The organism is Streptomyces sp. NPDC090119, assembly GCF_044747085.1.
Classification (GTDB): domain Bacteria; phylum Actinomycetota; class Actinomycetes; order Streptomycetales; family Streptomycetaceae; genus Streptomyces.
This window is the reverse complement of sequence record NZ_JBIVDK010000009.1, coordinates 49,891-69,721: the sequence shown is the minus strand read 5'-3', so window position 1 is coordinate 69,721 and position 19,831 is coordinate 49,891. Positions and strand designations below refer to the sequence as shown.

Sequence of the window (19,831 nt, the reverse complement as noted above, 5' to 3'; positions counted from 1 at the left end):
TTCCGTACGACTCGGACAAGCGACCCCCGACCCCGCCCGCCCTACCGTGGATCACGCAGATCAGACTCCCGACACGGAAGGGCCGGACCCGCACATGACCTCCACCCACGCCTTCTGGCTGGCCGGCCGCCAGGCCACCGGCGAGGACAGCTTCGACGTCACCTCCTCGTGGGACGGCCGGGTCGTCGGCCGGGCCAGCGTGCCCACCGACGCACAGGTCGAGGAGGCCGTGGCCGCCGCGTACGCCGTGCGCGACGAGTTCGCCGCCGTCCCCGCGCACGTCCGCGCCACCGCCCTGGAGCACGTCGCGAAGCGGCTGACCGAGCGCACCGAGGAGATCGCCCAGCTGATCTCCGGCGAGAACGGCAAGCCGATCAAGTGGGCGCGCGGCGAGGTCGCCCGCGCCGTCTCCGTGTTCAAGCTCGCGGCCGAGGAGGCCCGGCGGTTCAACGGCGGCGAGGCCCAGCGGCTCGACACCGACGCGGGCGGCCAGGGCCGCATGGCGCTGATCCGCCGCTTCCCCAAGGGCGTCGTCCTCGGCATCGCGCCGTTCAACTTCCCGCTGAACCTGTGCGCGCACAAGGTCGCCCCGGCCATCGCCGCCGGTGTCCCGATCATCCTGAAGCCCGCCCCGGCCACCCCGCTGTCCGGCCTGGTCATCGGTGAGCTGCTGGCCGAGACCGAGCTGCCCGCCGGGTCCTGGAGCGTCCTGCCGGTCGCCAACGACAAGATGCCCGCGCTGGTCCAGGACGACCGCCTCCCGGTGATCTCCTTCACCGGCTCCGAGCAGGTCGGCTACGCGATCATGGACTCGGTGCCCCGCAAGCACTGCACGCTGGAGCTGGGCGGCAACGGCGCGGCCGTCGTCCTCGGCGACTGGGCGAGCGACGCCGACCTGGACTGGGCCGCGACCCGCATCGCCACCTTCTCCAACTACCAGGGCGGCCAGTCCTGCATCTCGGTGCAGCGCGTGATCGTGGACGGCGCGGTGTACGAGCGGCTGCTGCCGCGCCTCGTCGCCGCCGTCGAGGCCCAGGTCACCGGTGACCCGGCCGACGACAAGACCGAGGTCGGCCCGCTGGTCAGCGAGGCCGCCGCCGAGCGCGTCGAGTCCTGGGTGAACGAGGCCGTCGAGCTGGGCGCCACCCTGCTCACCGGTGGCGAGCGCGACGGCGCCACCTACGCGCCGACCGTCCTCACCGACGTCCCCGCGGGCGCCACCCTCGCCACCGAGGAGGTCTTCGGACCCGTCCTCACCGTCACGAAGGTCGACGGCGAGGCCGAGGCGTTCGCCGCGGTCAACGACTCCAAGTACGGCCTCCAGGCAGGCGTGTTCACCCACGACCTGCAGACCGCCTTCCGCGCCCACCGCGCCCTCGAGGTCGGCGGCGTCGTCATCGGCGACGTCCCGTCCTACCGCGCCGACCAGATGCCGTACGGCGGCGTCAAGCAGTCCGGCGTCGGCCGCGAGGGCGTCCGCTCCGCGATGGACGACTACACCTACGAGCGCGTCCTGGTCCTCACGGGCCTCGCCCTCTGACCTGCCACGGACAGGTCACCCCGGAACGGCCGGAGCCCGCTGTGCGGGGGCTCCGGCCGTTCTGTCACGTCGAGAACCGGGGATGCCGGTCTGCCTTCGTTGCCGCGGCTGTGGCGTCGTACGAGGTCCGGGCCTGGGCGATCGCGCCGCGGTGCCGTTCCGCCCACTCCACGAGGCCGGTCAGGTAGGCGTACAGCTCTCGCGCCATGGGAGTGAGGCTGTACTCGACCTTCGGCGGCACGGTGGGATGGACGGTTCTCGTCAACAACCCGTCGCGTTCGAGTCTGCGCAGGTTCAGGGTGAGCATCCGTCGGCTGATGCCTTCGACGGCCCGTTCCAGCTCGGTGAACCTGATGGGGCCGCGTGCGGCGGCGACCAGGATGCTGATGCTCCACTTGCCCGCCACATGGTCGATCACCTCGACGAGCGGGCAGGCCGCGTCGGTGACCTCCTCGGACACATCCGTGTGACTGCGGGACATAAAAGTGCCTCCTTCCCTGGTCGGCCCATGGTTACAGAAGATGACCGCTGTAACACATGGTGCCCCGAAGGAAGGTTCGAGCATGCCCCTGTCCGTCACCGGAAAGAGCGCCTCGTCCTGGCTCACCGTCGTCCTGCTCTGCATCGGCCAGATGATGATCGTTCTGGACCAGAACATCGTGAACGTGGCGCTGCCCGCGGTACAGCGCGACCTCGGGCTCTCTTCCGAGAACCTCGTCTGGGTGGTCAACGCCTATGTCATCCCGTTCGGCGGGCTCCTCCTGCTCGCTGGACGACTCGGTGACCTCCTCGGGCGGAAGACCGTGTTCCTCACCGGGATCGCGCTCTTCAGCGCCTCCTCCGTGCTGTGCGGTGCCGCGGCCAGTGAGACGTGGCTGATCGCCGCCCGTTTCCTCCAGGGGATCGGCGGAGCGGTCGCCTCCGCCTGCATCCTCGGCATGGTCGCGACCGTGTTCGGCGATCGCCGTGAGCAGGCCCAGGCGATCGCCGCCTACAGCTTCGCCTCCGCGGGCGGCGGCGCGATCGGGCCCCTGCTCGGTGGTGTCCTCACCGATCTGCTCAGTTGGCACTGGATCTTCTTCATCAACGCGCCGATCGGTGCCGCCCTCGTCCTGGTCGGTATGCGGGCGCTTCCCGGCGAGCGCGGCGAGGGGATGGGCGAGGGCACCGATTTCCTGGGGGCCGTGCTGGTCACCAGCGGAATGCTGCTCTTCGTCTACACCATCGTGGACGCGGAGCGGGTCGGCTGGGGAGCGGCCCGGACCCTGCTGCTCGGCCCGGTGTCCCTGGCGTTGCTGATCGGGTTCTTCGTCCGCCAGGCCACGGCCGCGAGGCCACTGCTGCCGCTGAGCCTCCTCCGCTCACGGAGCCTGGCGGCGGCCAACATCGTCCAGTTCCTGATGATCGCAGGCATGTTCGGCCTGCTGTTCTTCGGCACGCTCTACCTCCAGCGCGTGCTGAGGTACGACTCGCTCCGGGCCGGTATGGGGTTCGTGCCCATCGCCGTGGTGATCGCAGCGGTGTCCCTCGGCCTGTCGACCCGGCTCGTCACCAGGTACGGCCCGCGCGCGATGCTCCTGCTGGGGCTCGCTCTGATCGTCGGTGCGTTCGTCATGCTGTCGTTCGCCCGCGTCGACGGTGTCTACCTGGTGGACTTCCTCCCGGCCGGGCTCGTCATGGGGCTGGGCTTCGGCCTGGCCGCGCCCGCCGTCATGGGACTCGGCATGACAGCCGTCGCACCGGCCGAGTCCGGCATCGCCTCCGGACTGTTCAACACCACCCAGCAGATCGGAGGCGCGATCGGCCTGACCGTGCTGAGCGCCCTTGTCGGCGCGCGCACCGACAGCCTCGCCGCCTCGGGGAAGACCGGGGCGGACGTGCTGGTGGGCGCGTACCACGTGGCCTTCGTGGCCGCGGCCGGGTTCACCCTGGCCGCCTTGATCATCGGCACGGTCCTGCTCAAGGCCACGCCGCCCGAAGAGGCGAGCCGACGCGGCGCGGTCCCTGCCGTACAGGCCGACTGATAGGCATCGCCGATCGCGTGATCGGTTTCGCCTCTTAAGTCCGATAAACAGTGCCTATCGAGTCATTGATTGCGCTTTTGACTTTTTCGTGCACGCGGGCGCACACTTCCCTCCGCATCGAGCCGCATCTGGAGCGGTCATTCGCGGAAAGTGAGAGGGCATCATGCCGATACCCATGGAAGACGCCCTGGACGAGCAGGTCGCCACCGCCCGGAGCAAGGCGAAGCTGCTCCGTTCCCCCGGCCGCTACCTGGTCCTCTCGGCGCTCGCCGGAGCCTTCATCGGCATGGGCGTCGTCCTGATGGTCAGCGTGTCCGGCCCGCTCAGCGCCGCGCACTCGCCCTGGGTCAAGCTGGTCCAGGGCCTGGTCTTCGGGGTCGCGCTGACGCTGGTGATCTTCGCCGGTGGCGAGCTGGCCACCAGCAACATGATGACGATGGTCCAGGGCGCGTTCCGCCGGGTCATCTCGCCCGTCAACGCGCTCGCCGTGATCGTCGGCTCCTTCGTCGGCAACCTGGTCGGCTCGGTCGCCCTCGCCTGGCTGGTCCACGCGGCCGGGGTGCTGGACGTCGTCCCCGCCCCCGGAGCGCCCGCCCCCGGCCTGGCCGGTCTGACCGGCATGCTCACCGCCAAGATGGCCGAGAGCGGCGAGGCGATGTTCTTCCGCGGCGTGCTCTGCAACTTCCTGGTCTGCCTGACCGTGTGGATGGGTGTGCGCACCCGCTCCGACGCCGCCAAGATCATGCTGGTCTTCGCGGGCATCCTGGCCTTCGTCGCCTCCGGCTTCGAGCACGTCGTCGCCAACATGACGACCTTCTCGCTCGGTCTCTTCGAGCACGTCCCCGGCGACACCCTCGCCGCCTTCGGCCACAACCTCCTCCTGGTCGGCCTCGGCAACCTCGTCGGCGGCGGACTGCTGGTCGGCGTCGCCTACGCCTTCACCGGCCGCCGCGGCACCCCGGCCACCACCCAGGACGGCCCCGCCGAGGGGCAGAAGCCCCTGGCCCCGGCCCTCGAGACGGTCTGAGCAGCCGCCGTCCCCCCGCGCGTCCGTTCACCTGAACGGACGCGCAAGGGGTGGTGGGGCGCGCCCGATTCAGGTACCAACGATCCAGTAGCAACGGGTCGGTTACCCACGGTCCGCCACCATCCCTCTTCGCGGTGAGGTGAGCCTCATGTCCGCCCCCACCACTCAACGCACCAACGTCTCCGAGCGCGAGGCCCGACAGGTGGCGGAGGCCGCCCGGGAGCAGAACTGGCGCAAGCCCAGCTTCGCCAAGGAGCTCTTCCTCGGGCGCTTCCGGCTCGACCTCATCCACCCCCACCCGCTCCCCGACGCCGAGAGCGTCCGGCGTGGCGAGACCTTCCTCGCCGAGCTGCGCGCCTTCTGCGAGACGGAGATCGACGCGGCCCGCATCGAGCGCGAGGCCCGTATCCCGGACGAGGTCGTGGCCGGACTCAAGCGGCTCGGCGCCCTCGGGATGAAGATCGACACCAAGTACGGCGGCCTCGGCCTCTCCCAGCTGTACTACAACAAGGCCCTGGCCCTGGTCGGCTCGGTCAGCCCCGCGGTCGGCGCGCTGCTCTCCGCCCACCAGTCGATCGGTGTCCCGCAGCCGCTGAAGATCTTCGGCACCCAGGAGCAGAAGGACGCCTTCCTGCCCCGCTGCGCCACCACCGCGATCTCCGCGTTCCTGCTCACCGAGCCGGACGTCGGCTCGGACCCCGCGCGCCTGGCCACCTCGGCGGTCCCGGAGGGCGACGAATACGTCCTGGACGGCGTGAAGCTGTGGACCACCAACGGTGTCGTCGCCGACCTCCTGGTGGTCATGGCACGGGTGCCGAAGTCCGAGGGGCACCCCGGCGGCATCACCGCGTTCGTGGTGGAGGCCGACGCCGAAGGCATCACCGTGGAGCACCGCAACGCCTTCATGGGCCTGCGCGGCATCGAGAACGGCGTCACCCGCTTCCACCAGGTACGGGTCCCGGCGGCCAACCGGATCGGCCCCGAGGGCGCGGGCCTGAAGATCGCGCTCACCACCCTCAACACCGGACGGCTCTCGCTGCCCGCGATGTGCGCCGGTGCGGGCAAGTGGTGCCTGAAGATCGCCCGCGAGTGGGCCGCCGAGCGCGAGCAGTGGGGCAAGCCGGTCGCGCTGCACGAGGCCGTCGGCTCCAAGATCAGCTTCATCGCGGCGACCACCTTCGCGCTGGAGGCCGTCGTCGACCTCGCCTCCCAGATGGCCGACGAGAACCGCAACGACATCCGCATCGAGGCCGCCCTCGCCAAGCTGTACGGCTCGGAGATGTCCTGGCTGATGGCGGACGAGCTGGTCCAGATCCGGGGCGGCCGGGGCTACGAGACGGCCGAGTCGCTCGCGGCGCGTGGTGAGCGCGCCGTACCGGCCGAGCAGATGCTGCGCGACCTGCGGATCAACCGCATCTTCGAGGGCTCCACCGAGATCATGCACCTGCTGATCGCGCGCGAGGCCGTCGACGCCCACCTCTCGGTCGCCGGTGACCTCATCGACCCGGAGAAGTCCCTCCAGGACAAGGCGAAGGCCGGTGCGGGCGCGGGCGCCTTCTACGCCAAGTGGCTGCCGAAGCTCGTCGCGGGTCCGGGGCAACTCCCCACCTCGTACGCCGAGTTCAAGCACGGCATCGACCTGTCCGGGCATCTGCGGTTCGTCGAGCGGCACGCCCGCAAGCTGGCCCGAGCGACCTTCTACGGCATGACCCGCTGGCAGGGCCGCATGGAGACCAAGCAGGGCTTCCTCGGCCGGATCGTGGACATCGGCGCGGAACTCTTCGCGATGAGCGCGGCCTGCGTGCGGGCCGAGCGGCTGCGGCGGGAGGGCGAGCACGGCCGCGAGGCGTACCAGCTCGCCGACGCCTTCTGCGAGCAGGCCCGCGTCCGCGTCGACGAGCTGTTCGCCCGCCTGTGGCACAACACCGACGACATCGACCGCAAGGTGGTCAAGGGCGTCCTCGGCGGTGCCTACGAGTGGCTGGAGGAAGGCATCCTCGACCCCTCGGGCGACGGCGTCTGGATCGCGGACGCCACCCCGGGCGCGAGCGAGCACGCCAACGCCCGCCGCCCGTACGGGGGATGACCGGTCAGAGGGTGCCCGGCGCCATCAGCCACTGGGTCCGCTGCCCCGTGACCGACGCGATGGTCTCGAAGTCGTTGTCGTAGTGCAGCACGGTGAGGCCCTGGAGCTCGGCGGTCGCGGCGACCAGCAGGTCGACCGCGCCCGCCGAGCGGTGCGTGCCCTTGGCGGTGAGCTCCTGCTGAACGGCCCACGCGCGGGTCAGCGCTCGGTCGTCGAGCGGGGTCCAGCCGAACAGGGCGTCCAGACGCTCGACCATCTGTTCACGATGCTCGCTGTTCTTGGCGCTGTACAGGAACTCGATGTCGGTCACCGGGCATCGGGCGATGAGGCCCTCCTCCAGTGGTTTCACCCAGCGTGAGAGGGCCGGCTGCCTGAAGATCCGGACCAGGGCGCTGGTGTCGATGAGGAACTCGGCGGCCGTCATCGACGGTAGTTCTCCTTGTTCAGAAGGATGTCGAAGTCGCCCTCATCGGCGCGCGCGGCCAGCCACGCCAGCGCCAAGGCGCGCTTCTTGCGTTCCACGCCCTCCTTCAGGGCGGCCGTCACCGTGTCCTTCTTCGTCTTGGTGCCGAACGCTATGGCCGCGTCCGCCAGGAGCTGCTCGTCGATGTCGATCAAGGTCTTGGCCATGGCTACACGCTCCGTATATCTGGCGGATCGGTTTGTATATCCATGGTAGCCCGCGCCAGGACCCGTCGTCCCTGAACCGGGACGCGCCGGGAATCAGCAGTACTTGTCGCTGCCGTCCCGGGTCGTCCACGAGCAGGTGTCGACCTTGGAGCCGTTGGACTTGGTCAGGGTCGCCGTGTCGCTGGTGTTGTTCCAGACGTAGGCGCGGCGGCCCTGGTACTTGTCCGAGGTGGTGTCCGAGCCGCTACCGGTGTGGATCTTCAGGTACTTCCCGGCGCCGAGCTTCACGTTCGGGAACGAGTACTTGTGGTTCGAGGCGTCCTTCAGGACCCACCCCTTCAGCGAGACCGCCGAGCGGCTGGTGTTCTTGAGCTGGACCCACTCGCCGTTGAGGCTGGAGTTGGAGCGGGTGTCCTTGCCGGGGCTGTCGAAGTAGACCCGGTGGATCTGGACGCTGCCGGCCGCCTGGGCCGGGGTGCTGAGCAGGGTGCCGGTGAGCAGGGCCGCGCCCGCGAGAGCGGGCAGGGCGGCGCGAAGGCGCACGGTACGCACGAAGAGATCCCCCCAAGGATGTCGTTCACAAGGCGTTGCACGGGGATGATGGTCACCCGTTCAACTGAATTGTTATCACAGGATCTTCACCTGGGATTCACAAAGGAAGAAACCTTCCGGCGCACCGCGGCCCCACTCCGGCGGCCCGCCGGGGGACGCGCGGTCCTCGTGGCCCCCGCGTGCGGCCACAATGGGGGGATGACCGACAGCCCTGCCAGCCCCGCCCCGCTCGCCGACCCGCACCTCGTGTTCGACCCCGTCGCGGGCGACGGCCCGAAGGACGTGGTGATCCTCGGCTCCACCGGGTCCATCGGCACCCAGGCCATCGACCTGGTGCTGCGCAACCCCGACCGCTTCCGGGTGACCGCCCTCTCCGCGAACGGCGGCCGGGTGGACCTCCTCGCCGAGCAGGCGCGCAAGCTGCGGGTACGCACCGTCGCGGTCGCCCGCGAGGACGCGGCGCCCGCGCTGCGCGAGGCCCTGGCCGGGCAGTACGGCACCGAGCCGCTCCCGGAGGTCCTGGTGGGCCCGGACGCGGCCGCCCAGGTCGCCGCCTCCGACTGCCACACCGTGCTGAACGGCATCACCGGCTCCATCGGCCTCGCGCCGACGCTGGCCGCGCTGGAGGCGGGCCGCACGCTGGCGCTGGCCAACAAGGAGTCTCTGATCGTCGGCGGCCCGCTGGTCAAGGCGCTGGCCAAGCCCGGCCAGATCATCCCGGTCGACTCCGAGCACGCGGCCCTCTTCCAGGCCCTCGCCTCCGGCAACCGCGCCGATGTGCGCAAGCTGGTCGTCACCGCCTCCGGGGGCCCCTTCCGCGGCCGGACCAAGGCCGAGCTGGCGGACGTCACCGTCGCCGACGCCCTCGCGCACCCCACCTGGGCGATGGGCCCGGTGATCACGGTCAACTCCGCGACCCTGGTCAACAAGGGCCTGGAGGTCATCGAGGCCCACCTGCTCTACGACATTCCCTTCGACCGCATTGAGGTGGTCGTGCATCCGCAGTCGTATGTCCACTCGATGGTCGAGTTCACCGACGGTTCCACGATCGCCCAGGCGACGCCCCCCGACATGGGTGGGCCGATCGCCATCGGCCTGGGCTGGCCCGAGCGCGTCCCGGACGCCGCCCCCGCCTTCGACTGGAGCAAGGCGTCCACCTGGGAGTTCTTCCCGCTGGACGATGACGCCTTCCCCTCGGTGAACCTCGCCCGGCACGTGGGCCGGCTCGCGGGCACCGCCCCGGCAGTGTTCAATGCGGCCAACGAGGAGTGCGTCGAAGCCTTCCTGGGCGGCGCTCTGCCCTTCAACGGGATCATGGAGACCGTCATCCGGGTGGTCGAGGAACACGGCACCCCGGTCACGGGAACTTCGCTCACGGTGTCGGACGTCCTCGAAGCGGAGACCTGGGCCCGGGCCCGGGCCCGCGAACTGACCAACCGGACGACTGACGCGGAGGCGCGTGCATGACGACCTTGATGTTCATCCTCGGCATAGTGGTCTTCGCGGTCGGCCTGCTCGTCTCGATCGCCTGGCACGAGCTGGGGCACCTGTCCACGGCCAAGCTCTTCGGCATCCGCGTCCCGCAGTACATGGTCGGTTTCGGCCCGACCATCTGGTCACGGCACAAGGGCGACACCGAGTACGGCATCAAGGCCATCCCGCTCGGCGGCTACATCCGCATGATCGGCATGTTCCCGCCGGACGACGCGGGCCGGGTCTCCGCCCGCTCCACCTCCCCGTGGCGCGGCATGATCGAGGACGCCCGCTCGGCGGCGTACGAGGAACTGCAGCCGGGCGACGAGACGCGGATGTTCTACACGCGCAAGCCGTGGAAGCGCGTCATCGTCATGTTCGCGGGCCCCTTCATGAACCTGGTGCTCGCGGTCGGCCTGTTCTTCACCGTGCTGATGGGCTTCGGCATCCAGCAGCAGACGAACTCGGTCGCCTCGGTCTCGCAGTGCGTCGTGGCGCAGAGCGAGGGCCGGGACAGCTGCCGGAAGTCGGACCCGCCCTCCCCGGCCGCGGCCGCCGGGATCAGGAACAAGGACAAGATCGTTTCCTTCGACGGCAAGCCGACGCCGGACTTCGCCACGCTGTCCGACCTCATTCGGACCAGCGCGGGCAAGAACGTCCCGATCGTGGTCGAGCGCCAGGGCGAGCGGCTCACCCTGCACGCCACCATCGCCACCAACCTGGTCGCGAAGAAGGACGCGAGTGGCGCCTACGTCCGGGGCGAGTACGTCAAGGCGGGCTTCCTCGGGTTCGGCGCCGCCAGCGGCGTCACCCAGCTCGGTTTCGGCGATTCCGTCGTCTGGATGGGCGACCAGGTCGGCAACGCCGTCCACTCCCTCGCCGCGCTGCCCGGCAAGATCCCGGCCCTGTGGAACGCCGCCTTCGGTGACGGCCCGCGCGAGCCGGACTCCCCGATGGGCATCGTCGGCGCCGCCCGCGTCACCGGCGAGATCGCCACGCTGCACATCCCGGCCTCCCAGCAGGTCGCCATGGCCGTCATGGTGGTCGCCGGGTTCAACCTGTCGCTGTTCCTCTTCAACATGCTCCCGCTGCTCCCGCTCGACGGCGGGCACATCGCGGGCGCCCTGTGGGAGTCGCTGCGGCGCCAGGTGGCCCGGCTGCTGCGCCGCCCCGACCCCGGCCCGTTCGACGTGGCGAAGCTGATGCCGGTGGCCTACGTGGTGGCCGGGATCTTCGTCTGCTTCACGGTGCTCGTGCTCATCGCGGACGTGGTCAACCCGGTACGGATCTCCTAGACGGCTCCCACCAGGAAAACGGCCCGGAACCATTTGGTTCCGGGCCGTCGTCCATCGGGTGGGTTTGCCGGGTGGGATGTGCTGCGGCCCGGCCCCGTGTCGTAATCTCAAAGTCTGGAGCCCGCCGTTCACGGGACCGGATCTTGATCCACGACTTGGGGTTGCACAGCAGATGACTGCGATTTCTCTCGGCATGCCGTCCGTACCGACCAAGATCGCCGAGCGCCGCAAGAGCCGGCAGATCCAGGTCGGCACCGTCGCGGTCGGCGGCGACGCCCCCGTCTCGGTGCAGTCGATGACGACGACGCGTACCTCGGACATCGGGTCGACGTTGCAGCAGATCGCGGAGCTGACGGCGTCGGGCTGCCAGATCGTGCGAGTCGCCTGTCCGACGCAGGACGACGCGGACGCGCTGGCGACGATCGCGCGGAAGTCGCAGCTTCCGGTGATCGCGGACATCCACTTCCAGCCGAAGTACGTGTTCGCGGCGATCGAGGCGGGCTGCGCGGCGGTCCGCGTCAATCCGGGCAACATCAAGCAGTTCGACGACAAGGTCCGCGAGATCGCGAAGGTCGCCAAGGAGCACGGCACGCCGATCCGCATCGGCGTGAACGCGGGCTCGCTGGACCGTCGTCTGCTGCAGAAGTACGGCAAGGCCACGCCGGAGGCGCTGGTGGAGTCGGCGCTGTGGGAGGCGTCGCTGTTCGAGGAGCACGATTTCCGGGACATCAAGATCTCGGTGAAGCACAACGACCCGGTCGTGATGATCGAGGCGTACCGGCAGCTCGCCGCGCAGTGCGACTACCCGCTGCACCTGGGTGTGACGGAGGCGGGTCCGGCGTTCCAGGGCACGATCAAGTCGGCGGTGGCGTTCGGTGCGCTGCTGTCCGAGGGCATCGGTGACACGATCCGGGTCTCGCTGTCGGCGCCTCCGGTGGAGGAGGTCAAGGTCGGGCTGCAGATCCTGGAGTCGCTGAACCTGAAGCAGCGCGGCCTGGAGATCGTGTCGTGTCCTTCGTGCGGCCGTGCCCAGGTGGACGTGTACAAGCTGGCCGAGGAGGTCACGGCGGGGCTGACCGGCATGGAGGTCCCGCTGCGGGTGGCCGTGATGGGCTGCGTGGTGAACGGCCCCGGTGAAGCGCGAGAAGCGGATCTCGGGGTTGCCTCCGGCAACGGCAAGGGCCAGATCTTCGTCAAGGGCGAGGTCATCAAGACCGTCCCCGAGTCGAAGATCGTGGAGACCCTCATCGAGGAGGCCATGAAGCTGGCCGAGCAGATGCAGGACGAGGGTGTTGCCTCCGGCGAGCCGACGGTCGCGGTAGCGGGCTGACCCGTACGACTGAGCGAGTCCCGTCACCCTGGGGTGGCGGGACTTGGTCGTACCTCCGCCCAGACGGTCTTGCCGGGCTGCCTCGGCGCCACCCCCCACTTGTCCGCGAGCGCGTCGACCAGGATCAGCCCCCGCCCGGACTCCCCGGACGGCACCCGAACCTCGGGCAGCCGCTCGCCCAGCGTGTCCGAGACCTCCACGCGTACGACGCCGTCCTCCCCGGCGAGCCGTAGATGAAAGTCCCGGCCGGGTACGCGTCCGTGCCGTACGGCGTTGGCGGCCAGCTCGGCCGCGATCAGCGTGACGGCCTCGTTGACCTTGCTGTCGTACGGATGCCCCCATTCGTCCAGCCGGAGCGAGACCAGCCGCCGGGCGAGCCGCGCGCCACGCGGGGTCGACGTGAAGCGCATCGCGAATTCCTGGGTGGAGATTTCTGATTTCACGCCGTTACGGTCCCGCACGCTGCGTAGCGTTTGATAGTGGCAGCACCAAGACCACCAGGCGTTGTACACGGGGGAGGTGCCGCTGTACACGAGCGCACCGTGACCGAGGGTGGCGCGCGGGCATTGGGGGTCTACATGAGCGAGGAAGCACAGGAAGACCAGGAAGCGTCGGGTGCGGGCATCCCGCTCGTCTTCGGACGGCTGCTGAAGCGGCTGCGTGTGCAAGCGGGCGTGGATCGGGCGGAGTTGGGCCGCCGTACGGGTTACTCGGCGGCCACCGTCACGTCGTACGAGGTGGGGAGGCGCATCCCGAACGCGAAGTTCATCCGGCAGGCGGATGAGGTGCTGGACGCGGGCGGGATGCTGGTCGACTTCATCGAGGACATGGAGAGGGCGCAGTATCCGGCGTTCTTCCGGGACGCGGCGAGGCTTGAGAGAGAGGCTGCCGGGTGGCACGTGTACGACGCGCTCGTGATCAATGGCCTGTTACAGACGGAGGAGTATGCGCGCGCCGTGTTCACCATGCGGCGACCTCCGCTGGACGAGGAGACCATCGAGCAGCGAGTCATCGCCCGACTGGCCCGACAGGAGATTTTCGAGCGGAAGCCCGCGCCCGTCATCAGCTTCGTGATGGAGGAAGTCCTTCTACACAAGGGGTTGGGCGGACAAGCGGTCATGCGTGGCCAGTTGGAGCAAATCCTGCTCATCGGGCAGCGGCGTAACGTGGAGATCCAGGTCATGCCGAACGACTGTGAGGAGCACGCAGCACTCTCCGGTACCTTCACCTTGATCAACACGGCTAAGGGGCGCAGGATCGGCTACGGTGACGCGCACAAGGGCAGTCGCCTCTACACCGACGATCAGACGGTCAGGGAGATGGAGGATCGGTACGGCATCCTCCGTGCCCAGGCCCTGACACCGCGCAAGTCGCTGGAATTCGTAGAGAAGTTGCTGGGAGAGACATGAACGTCGAGAAGCCGTCCGAGCTGACGTGGTTCAAGAGCAGCTACAGCCAGGGTGATGGCGGGCAGTGCCTCGAAGCTGCTCTCCTCTGGCACAAGTCCAGCTACAGCGACGGCGAAGGCGGCCAGTGCGTCGAGGTGGCCGCCTGCCCCGCCACCATTCACGTCCGTGACTCCAAGCAGAACCCCGCCACCGCCCCCACCCTCTCCGTGCCGGTCACGGCGTGGCACGCGTTCCTGGGGCTTGCGCGAGGTTGAGAGAGACTGCGCCGTAGGCGCGACGCACCGCACCGGCGGGGACGCGCGGCTATAGTGCCAGGACCAGCGCAGACCCCAGGGTGAGGCCCCCGCACGTGTTGACCCAGACCACCTCACGGGTGCTCGAACCGAGCGACCTCGACGCAGCGCTCGCGGTCCTCGACCGCGAGCCCGTCGCCAACGCCTTCGTGGCCGCGCGCGTGCGGGTGGCCGGTCTCGACCCGTGGCGCCTCGGCGGCGAGATGTGGGGCTGGTACGAGGACGGGATGCTCACGTCCCTGTGCTACGCGGGCGCCAACCTCGTCCCCGTCTGCGCCACCCCCCGCGCCGTGCGCGCCTTCGCCGACCGGGCCCGCCGGGGCGGCCGCCGCTGCTCCTCGATCGTCGGCGCCGCCGAGGCCACCGCCGAGCTGTGGCGCCTGCTGGAACCGCACTGGGGGCCCGCCCGCGAGGTCCGCGCCCACCAGCCCCTCATGGTCACCGACCAGATGCCCGCCGACATCGCCCCGGACCCGTACGTCCGGCGCGTCCGCAAGGACGAGATGGACACGATCATGCCCGCGTGCGTGGCCATGTTCACCGAGGAGGTCGGCGTCTCCCCGATGGCGGGGGACGGCGGACTCCTGTATCAGGCGAGGGTCGCCGAGCTTGTTGGCGCCGGTCGCTCCTTCGCCCGCCTGGACGCGCACGGCAACGTCGTCTTCAAGGCCGAGATCGGCGCCGCGACCTCCCTCGCCTGCCAGATCCAGGGTGTGTGGGTCGCCCCCGAGTACCGGGGCAAGGGCCTCGCCGCCCCCGGTATGGCCGCCGTACTGCGCTACGCCCTCGCCGACATCGCCCCCGTGGCCAGCCTCTACGTCAACGACTACAACACCGCCGCGCGTGCCACGTACCGCAGGGTGGGGTTCCAGGAGGTCGGCCAGTTCATGAGCGTCCTCTTCTGACGGACCTGCCGGGCGTGCCCTGTACGCTCCCCGCATGGACCTCGTGATCGGCACCCTGGACCTCGTGGACTACGTGGACGAGGCTCTCGCGGTGCAGGCCCTGGCCTTCGGGCTCGGTCCCGACGAGGTCGCCGTACGCCGCCAGATCGTCCAGCGCCACATGCGGATGCCCGGCGCCCGCGCCCTCGGCGCCACCAGCCGGGGCGCGCTGATCGGCTTCGTGTACGGCATGCCCAACTCCCGCGCCCACTGGTGGTCCACCATCGTGGAACCGTACCTGCGCGCCCAGGGCAACGACGGCTGGCTCGACGACTCCTTCGTCATCACCGAGCTGCACGTCCACCCCGGCCACCAGAACCGGGGCATCGGCCGCCGCCTGATCACCCGCATCACCGACAGCGCCGCCGAACCCCGCTCCATCCTCTCCGCCATCGACGTCGACAGCCCCGCCCGCGGCCTCTACCACGCCCTCGGCTACACCGACCTGGCCCGCCAGGTCCACTTCCCGAGCGCCCCCAAGCCGTACGCGGTGATGGGCGCCCCCCTGCCCCTGCGCCGTCGATAACCGATTTCCACCCTCGCCCGGGGCCCGGCTAACCTCCTAGCCATCACCTACATTTCCGGCAGGAGTACGAGAACAATGGCGAACGTACCGGTCCAGCGCATGTCCAAGTTGTTGGCGAAGACGCTGCGCGACGACCCGGCCGACGCCGAGGTCCTCAGCCACAAGCTCCTCGTCCGCGCCGGTTACGTCCGCCGCACCGCCGCCGGTATCTGGTCCTGGCTGCCGCTGGGCACCAAGGTCCTCGCCAACGTCGAGCGGATCGTGCGCGAGGAGATGGACGCCATCGGCGCCCAGGAGGTCGTCCTCCCCGTCCTGCTGCCCCGCGAGCCCTACGAGGCCACCGGCCGCTGGGACGAGTACGGCGCCGAGCTGTTCCGCCTCCAGGACCGCAAGGGCGGCGACTACCTCCTCGGCCCCACCCACGAGGAGATCTTCACCCTGCTGGTGAAGGACCAGACGTCCTCCTACAAGGACCTGCCGGTCATCCTGTACCAGATCCAGTCCAAGTTCCGGGACGAGGCGCGCCCCCGCGCGGGCATCCTGCGCGGCCGCGAGTTCCTCATGAAGGACTCGTACTCCTTCGACACCGAGGACGAGGGCCTGGCCTCCTCCTACGCCCTGCACCGCGCCGCCTACCAGCGGATCTACGAGCGCCTCGGCCTGGACTACCGCATCGTCGCGGCCACCGCCGGTGCCATGGGCGGCTCGCAGTCCGAGGAGTTCCTCGCCCCCGCCGAGGCGGGCGAGGACACCTTCGCGGACTGCCCCAACTGCGACTTCGCCGCGAACACCGAGGCCGTGCGCTACGAGCTGGCCCCGGTCGACGGCTCGGCCGTGCCCGCGCTGGAGGAGATCCCCACCCCGGACACCCCGACCATCGAGACCCTCGCCGCCTCCCTCGGCGTCCCCGCCTCCGCCACCCTGAAGAACCTGCTGGTCAAGGTGGACGGCGAGATCGTCGCCGTGGGCGTCCCCGGTGACCGCGAGGTCGACCTGGGCAAGGTCGAGGAGCACTTCGCCCCGGCCGCCGTCGAGCTGGTCACCGCCGAGGACTTCGTCGGCCGCCCCGACCTGGTGCGCGGCTACGTCGGCCCGCAGGGCCTGGGCGAGAAGGTCAAGTACATCGCCGACCCCCGCGTGGCCCCCGGCACCGACTGGATCACCGGCGCCAACAAGGAGCACACGCACGCGAAGAACGTCGTCGCGGGCCGTGACTTCGAGGTCGACGAGTACGTGGACGTCGTCGTGGTCCAGGAGGGCGACCCCTGCCCCAAGTGCGGCGCCGGGCTGAAGCTGGACCGGGCCATCGAGATCGGCCACATCTTCCAGCTCGGCCGCAAGTACGCCGACGCCCTCAAGCTCGACGTGCTCGGCCAGAACGGCAAGCCCGTCCGCGTCACCATGGGCTCCTACGGCATCGGCGTCTCCCGCGCCGTCGCCGCCCTCGCCGAGCAGACCGCCGACGAGCACGGCCTGTGCTGGCCCAAGGAGATCGCCCCGGCCGACGTGCACGTGGTCGCCGCGGGCAAGGCGCTCCAGACCGAGCTGGCCCTCGACGTCGCCGAGAAGCTGTCCGCCGCGGGCGTCCGCGTCCTGGTCGACGACCGGGCCGGGGTCTCCCCGGGCGTGAAGTTCACCGACGCCGAGCTGATCGGTGTCCCGCAGATCCTGGTCGCCGGCCGCCGCTCCGCCGACGGTGTGCTGGAGCTGAAGGACCGCAAGACCGGTGAGCGCGAGGAGCTGACGGTCGAGGAGGCCATCGCCCGCCTCACCGCCTGAGCGGATACGTGAGAAGGCCCGGCCGCACGACGCGGCCGGGCCTTCTCTTTCTGTCCGCTACAGCCAGGTGGCGAACTCCAGCAGCAGGTCCGCGTCCTGCTCCCGGCCCACCCGGCGGGCCCGCACCCCGGACTCCACGGCCCGGAACAGCGTCCAGCCGCGCAGCCGCTCCTGGTCCACCTCCAGCGACTCCGCGAGCCGCTTGATCCGGCGCCGGGTCACCGACGCGCCGGACGGCACCGCGATCAGGTCCTCCACCCGGTCCCGCACCAGCCGCGCCAGATCGAAGGCGCACTCGCCGACCACCGGGTCCGGGCCCACCGCCAGCCACGGCAGCCGCTCCCCGCCGAGCACCTTGCTCTGCCGGAACGTGCCGTGCAGCAGCCGGTGGTCCGGCGCGTCGGCCAGCAGCTCCTCACGGACCGCCAGCGCCGCGTCCACCAGCGGTGCCGACTCGGGGTCCTTCAAGGCGCTCGCGGCCATCGCCTCGGCCTGCCGCCCGGTGCGCTCCGCCACCGTCTCGAACCGGTGCGCGCCCTCACCGGCAGGCGGCTCCACCCACAGGCGGCGCAGCGTCCCCGCCGCCTCCAGCAACGCCTTGGCCTCCGGCAGCGAGCGCACCGACACGTCCGGATGCAGCCGCTCCAGCAGCAGCGCGCCCTCCGCCACATCCTCGGGCCCGCCGTCCAGCAGCTGCACGGCACCCAGGCCGCCCCAGTGCGCCAGCGCCGCCCGCTCGCTCTCCGGCCGGGCGCGCGAGGGCGCCAGTTTCAGCACGGCGGGGCTGCCGTCGGCGCGCCGCACCAACAGCACCAGACTGCTCCGGCCGCCCGGCACCTGCACCCGGTCCACGGTCAACTCGCGTGCGGCGACGGCCCGTTCGGCCGCCTCGGGCAGTCCCGCCAGCCAGTCGTCACCGGGCGGCGCGGTCTCCCGGCTCGCCCGGACCAGTCGCCGGGGCGGTTCCAAAGCCATGCGCGAGTCGTTCCCCTTCTCCAGTGTCCGTCCGGGTATGTCCGTCCGAGCCCCCGCGACCGGAGGCCCAGGGAAGGCTACGCCTTTCCGGCACTTGCCCCGGTCTGGCCGGTGCTCACGTCGCCGGGGACGCCGAGGGCGCGGAGTCCGCCGCTCCGGCCCGGCCGGTGGTGTCGTCGGCGCGTTCCGCGAGGCCGGGGAAGGCCGGTGACTCGCCGCTCCAGCGGACCGCGCGCACCGCCGCCTCACGCAGGGCGACGGTCGCCGCGGTGCGGCGATGACCGGTGGAGGCGCGCACCAGGTCCGCGTAGACACCGGCGAGACGTTCCTCCAGCTCGGCGGCGAGGCGCAGCGCGGCGGGGGAGTCCGCGACCGTGAACGGCAGCGCGTACGCGGGGCTCGCCGCCACCGGCTCACCGCCCAGGTCCCGCACCGAGCGGGCCAGGGTGTCGCGGGCCGCGCGGTGGGCGTCGTACGCGGAACGCGCCTCGCCCTGCCGGGGTGCCCCGATCCGGCCGCCGACGACGCCGTAGCCGTACACCGCCGCGTGCTCCGCCGCCAACGCGGCCTGCAGGGCGGTCAGTTCGGCCTTGTCCCTGTTGTCGCCGGTGCTCACTTCGCCGCCTCCGTCAGCAGATACGCGTGTGCGGAACCGGCCGCCGACACCGACGCCAGCAGCCGTGCCAGCTCACCCGGCACCTCCAGCAGTGCCCCCGCGCGCCGGTCCGCCACGGTCCGCTCGGCCGACGCCAGCGAGGTCAGCGCCTCCTTCTGGTCGGCGGGCGCGGTGGGTGCGGGAGAGGGTGACGACGTCGCCCTCTCGCCGTTCTTCGCCTTGCTGTCGTCCGTGCCGCCGAAGGCCTTCCGGTGCGCGGCCACCGCCGAGCGCAGCGGAGCGAGCCGGTCGGCGAGCGCCGGGTGCGCGTCGAGCACCGCGTCGTAGCGCGCGAGCAGGTCGGCGCTGTCCCGCGCCGCACGCGCGCGTGCGCGGGTCGCGGCCGACGCCGCGCGCTCGGCGGGCCCGGAGCCAGACGAGCAGCCCGCCAGCAGGGCACCGAAACCGGCGAGCGAGGCGAGCAGGGTTCTTCTGCGCGGCCCCGAACGGGCGCGCGGCGAGGGGGAGTACGACACGGCAGACGTCCTCGGGGACTCGTACGGGGACAGACAGGGAGAGAGCGGGCGGAGCGGAGCGGGGCGGGGGAGGGGCACCGGAAAGCGGCGCCCGGCGAACGGGCGGCCCGCCCGTGATCACCGTACCCGCGCCCCCTGCCCGCACCGCTCACCGGCACCGCCCCGTACCCCGGGCGGCCACCGGAAGGACGCGGTCGGCCCATGGCCGCCCCAGGGTGGACGGCAACACCCATCGCGACCGGATACCCTTTGACCAGACACGCGACCCATCCCACAACAGCACACGCGGCCGAGGAGTCACCCGGATGAGCACCACCCAGAGCGAGAGGCTGCGAGAGCTGCTCGAACCGCTCGTCACCTCCCAGGGGCTGGATCTCGAGGAGATCGCCGTCGACTCCGTCGGACGCAAGCGGGTGCTGCGCGTGGTCGTCGACTCCGACACCGGAGCGGACCTGGACCAGATCGCCGATGTGAGCCGCGCGCTCTCGGCGAAGCTCGACGAGACCGACGCGATGGGCGACCAGGCGTACGACCTGGAGGTCGGCACCCCCGGCGCCGAGCGCCTTCTCACCGAACCCCGTCACTACCGGCGCGCCGTGGACCGGCTGGTCAAGTTCCAGCTGGCCGACGGCGAGGAGCTGGTCGCGCGCATCCTGGGCGTCGACGACGAGGGTCTGGACCTGGAGGTCCCCGGTGTGAAGGGCCGCAAGGCCAAGGAGCGCCGCCTCGGTCTCCCGGAGATCGCCAAGGCCCGGGTGCAGGTCGAGTTCAACCGCAAGGACAAGACGGACATGAAGGAAGAGGAGGAGGCGTAGCC

General features: G+C 70.7%; 21 protein-coding genes. 13 read left to right on the top strand and 8 right to left on the bottom strand.

Going from position 1 to position 19,831, the window contains the following annotated elements; translation table 11 throughout:
• The first annotated feature begins 94 nt into the window (after positions 1-94).
• Complete coding sequence (locus tag ACIPPM_RS30375) at positions 95-1,540, top strand: aldehyde dehydrogenase family protein (RefSeq protein ID WP_401453582.1); 1,446 nt, start codon at positions 95-97, stop codon at positions 1,538-1,540.
• Between the two features lie 64 nt (positions 1,541-1,604).
• On the opposite strand, the gene ACIPPM_RS30370 is transcribed toward ACIPPM_RS30375, so the two are convergent.
• Positions 1,605-2,021 (bottom strand): winged helix-turn-helix transcriptional regulator, encoded by a 417-nt coding sequence (locus ACIPPM_RS30370; RefSeq protein ID WP_401453580.1) that lies wholly within the window; start codon positions 2,019-2,021, stop codon positions 1,605-1,607.
• Between the two features lie 82 nt (positions 2,022-2,103).
• Here ACIPPM_RS30370 and ACIPPM_RS30365 point away from each other — a divergent pair, with 82 nt between their 5' ends.
• The 3 genes from ACIPPM_RS30365 (at position 2,104) to ACIPPM_RS30355 (ending at position 6,677) form a co-directional block, all read left to right on the top strand.
• Positions 2,104-3,564 (top strand): MFS transporter, encoded by a 1,461-nt coding sequence (locus tag ACIPPM_RS30365; protein WP_401453578.1) that lies wholly within the window; start codon positions 2,104-2,106, stop codon positions 3,562-3,564.
• 175 nt (positions 3,565-3,739) lie between these two features.
• Positions 3,740-4,591, top strand: coding sequence for a formate/nitrite transporter family protein (locus ACIPPM_RS30360; protein WP_401453576.1), 852 nt, complete (start codon positions 3,740-3,742; stop codon positions 4,589-4,591).
• A gap of 148 nt (positions 4,592-4,739) precedes the next feature.
• Positions 4,740-6,677: an acyl-CoA dehydrogenase family protein gene (locus ACIPPM_RS30355; RefSeq protein ID WP_401453574.1), complete on the top strand. Its 1,938-nt coding sequence runs from the start codon at positions 4,740-4,742 to the stop codon at positions 6,675-6,677.
• A 4-nt stretch (positions 6,678-6,681) separates the two neighbouring features.
• Here the strand turns inward: ACIPPM_RS30355 and ACIPPM_RS30350 are convergent, their stop codons facing one another.
• The 3 genes from ACIPPM_RS30350 to ACIPPM_RS30340 form a co-directional block, all read right to left on the bottom strand.
• The gene (locus ACIPPM_RS30350; protein ID WP_401453572.1) at positions 6,682-7,101 is read right to left on the bottom strand and encodes a PIN domain nuclease; all 420 of its coding nucleotides are present in this window, start codon (positions 7,099-7,101) and stop codon (positions 6,682-6,684) included.
• The gene (locus ACIPPM_RS30345) at positions 7,098-7,307 is read right to left on the bottom strand and encodes a type II toxin-antitoxin system VapB family antitoxin (protein ID WP_161189590.1); all 210 of its coding nucleotides are present in this window, start codon (positions 7,305-7,307) and stop codon (positions 7,098-7,100) included. Before ACIPPM_RS30345 ends, ACIPPM_RS30350 begins: the two co-directional genes overlap by 4 nt.
• Positions 7,308-7,400: 93 nt before the next feature.
• Complete coding sequence (locus tag ACIPPM_RS30340; protein ID WP_401453570.1) at positions 7,401-7,859, bottom strand: lamin tail domain-containing protein; 459 nt, start codon at positions 7,857-7,859, stop codon at positions 7,401-7,403.
• A gap of 198 nt (positions 7,860-8,057) precedes the next feature.
• Here ACIPPM_RS30340 and dxr point away from each other — a divergent pair, with 198 nt between their 5' ends.
• The 3 genes from dxr (at position 8,058) to ispG (ending at position 11,957) form a co-directional block, all read left to right on the top strand.
• Positions 8,058-9,326, top strand: coding sequence for a 1-deoxy-D-xylulose-5-phosphate reductoisomerase (dxr, locus tag ACIPPM_RS30335; protein WP_401453568.1), 1,269 nt, complete (start codon positions 8,058-8,060; stop codon positions 9,324-9,326).
• A complete protein-coding gene (locus tag ACIPPM_RS30330) occupies positions 9,323-10,627 on the top strand; it encodes a M50 family metallopeptidase (protein ID WP_401453566.1) in 1,305 nt (434 codons plus the stop codon). Before dxr ends, ACIPPM_RS30330 begins: the two co-directional genes overlap by 4 nt.
• 172 nt (positions 10,628-10,799) lie before the next feature.
• Positions 10,800-11,957, top strand: a complete 1,158-nt coding sequence (gene ispG / locus ACIPPM_RS30325) for a flavodoxin-dependent (E)-4-hydroxy-3-methylbut-2-enyl-diphosphate synthase (RefSeq protein ID WP_401453564.1) — start codon at positions 10,800-10,802, stop codon at positions 11,955-11,957.
• A gap of 23 nt (positions 11,958-11,980) precedes the next feature.
• Here the strand turns inward: ispG and ACIPPM_RS30320 are convergent, their stop codons facing one another.
• Positions 11,981-12,367, bottom strand: coding sequence for an ATP-binding protein (locus tag ACIPPM_RS30320; RefSeq protein ID WP_401453562.1), 387 nt, complete (start codon positions 12,365-12,367; stop codon positions 11,981-11,983).
• A gap of 168 nt (positions 12,368-12,535) precedes the next feature.
• On the opposite strand from ACIPPM_RS30320, the gene ACIPPM_RS30315 reads away from it, so the two are divergent.
• The 5 genes from ACIPPM_RS30315 (at position 12,536) to ACIPPM_RS30295 (ending at position 16,908) form a co-directional block, all read left to right on the top strand.
• Positions 12,536-13,366: a helix-turn-helix domain-containing protein gene (locus tag ACIPPM_RS30315; protein ID WP_401453560.1), complete on the top strand. Its 831-nt coding sequence runs from the start codon at positions 12,536-12,538 to the stop codon at positions 13,364-13,366.
• Positions 13,363-13,620 (top strand): DUF397 domain-containing protein, encoded by a 258-nt coding sequence (locus tag ACIPPM_RS30310; RefSeq protein WP_401453558.1) that lies wholly within the window; start codon positions 13,363-13,365, stop codon positions 13,618-13,620. The genes ACIPPM_RS30315 and ACIPPM_RS30310 overlap by 4 nt, the downstream gene beginning before the upstream one ends.
• A 95-nt stretch (positions 13,621-13,715) precedes the next feature.
• Positions 13,716-14,564, top strand: coding sequence for a GNAT family N-acetyltransferase (locus ACIPPM_RS30305; RefSeq protein WP_401453556.1), 849 nt, complete (start codon positions 13,716-13,718; stop codon positions 14,562-14,564).
• A gap of 34 nt (positions 14,565-14,598) precedes the next feature.
• Complete coding sequence (locus tag ACIPPM_RS30300) at positions 14,599-15,129, top strand: GNAT family N-acetyltransferase (RefSeq protein ID WP_401453554.1); 531 nt, start codon at positions 14,599-14,601, stop codon at positions 15,127-15,129.
• Between the two features lie 75 nt (positions 15,130-15,204).
• Positions 15,205-16,908, top strand: a complete 1,704-nt coding sequence (locus ACIPPM_RS30295) for a proline--tRNA ligase (protein WP_401453552.1) — start codon at positions 15,205-15,207, stop codon at positions 16,906-16,908.
• A gap of 57 nt (positions 16,909-16,965) precedes the next feature.
• Here ACIPPM_RS30295 and ACIPPM_RS30290 read toward each other — a convergent pair whose 3' ends face one another.
• The 3 genes from ACIPPM_RS30290 to ACIPPM_RS30280 all read right to left on the bottom strand — a co-directional run bounded on the left by ACIPPM_RS30290 (position 16,966) and on the right by ACIPPM_RS30280 (position 19,014).
• A complete protein-coding gene (locus ACIPPM_RS30290) occupies positions 16,966-17,883 on the bottom strand; it encodes an aminoglycoside phosphotransferase family protein (RefSeq protein WP_401453550.1) in 918 nt (305 codons plus the stop codon).
• A 115-nt stretch (positions 17,884-17,998) separates the two neighbouring features.
• Positions 17,999-18,499 carry a ferritin-like domain-containing protein gene (locus ACIPPM_RS30285; RefSeq protein ID WP_401453548.1) on the bottom strand — a complete coding sequence of 167 codons (501 nt, stop codon included), beginning with the start codon at positions 18,497-18,499 and terminating at the stop codon, positions 17,999-18,001.
• A complete protein-coding gene (locus tag ACIPPM_RS30280) occupies positions 18,496-19,014 on the bottom strand; it encodes a hypothetical protein (RefSeq protein WP_401453546.1) in 519 nt (172 codons plus the stop codon). The genes ACIPPM_RS30285 and ACIPPM_RS30280 overlap by 4 nt, the downstream gene beginning before the upstream one ends.
• A gap of 305 nt (positions 19,015-19,319) precedes the next feature.
• On the opposite strand from ACIPPM_RS30280, the gene rimP reads away from it, so the two are divergent.
• Positions 19,320-19,829: a ribosome maturation factor RimP gene (gene rimP, locus ACIPPM_RS30275; protein WP_401453544.1), complete on the top strand. Its 510-nt coding sequence runs from the start codon at positions 19,320-19,322 to the stop codon at positions 19,827-19,829.
• Positions 19,830-19,831: the final 2 nt, after the last annotated feature.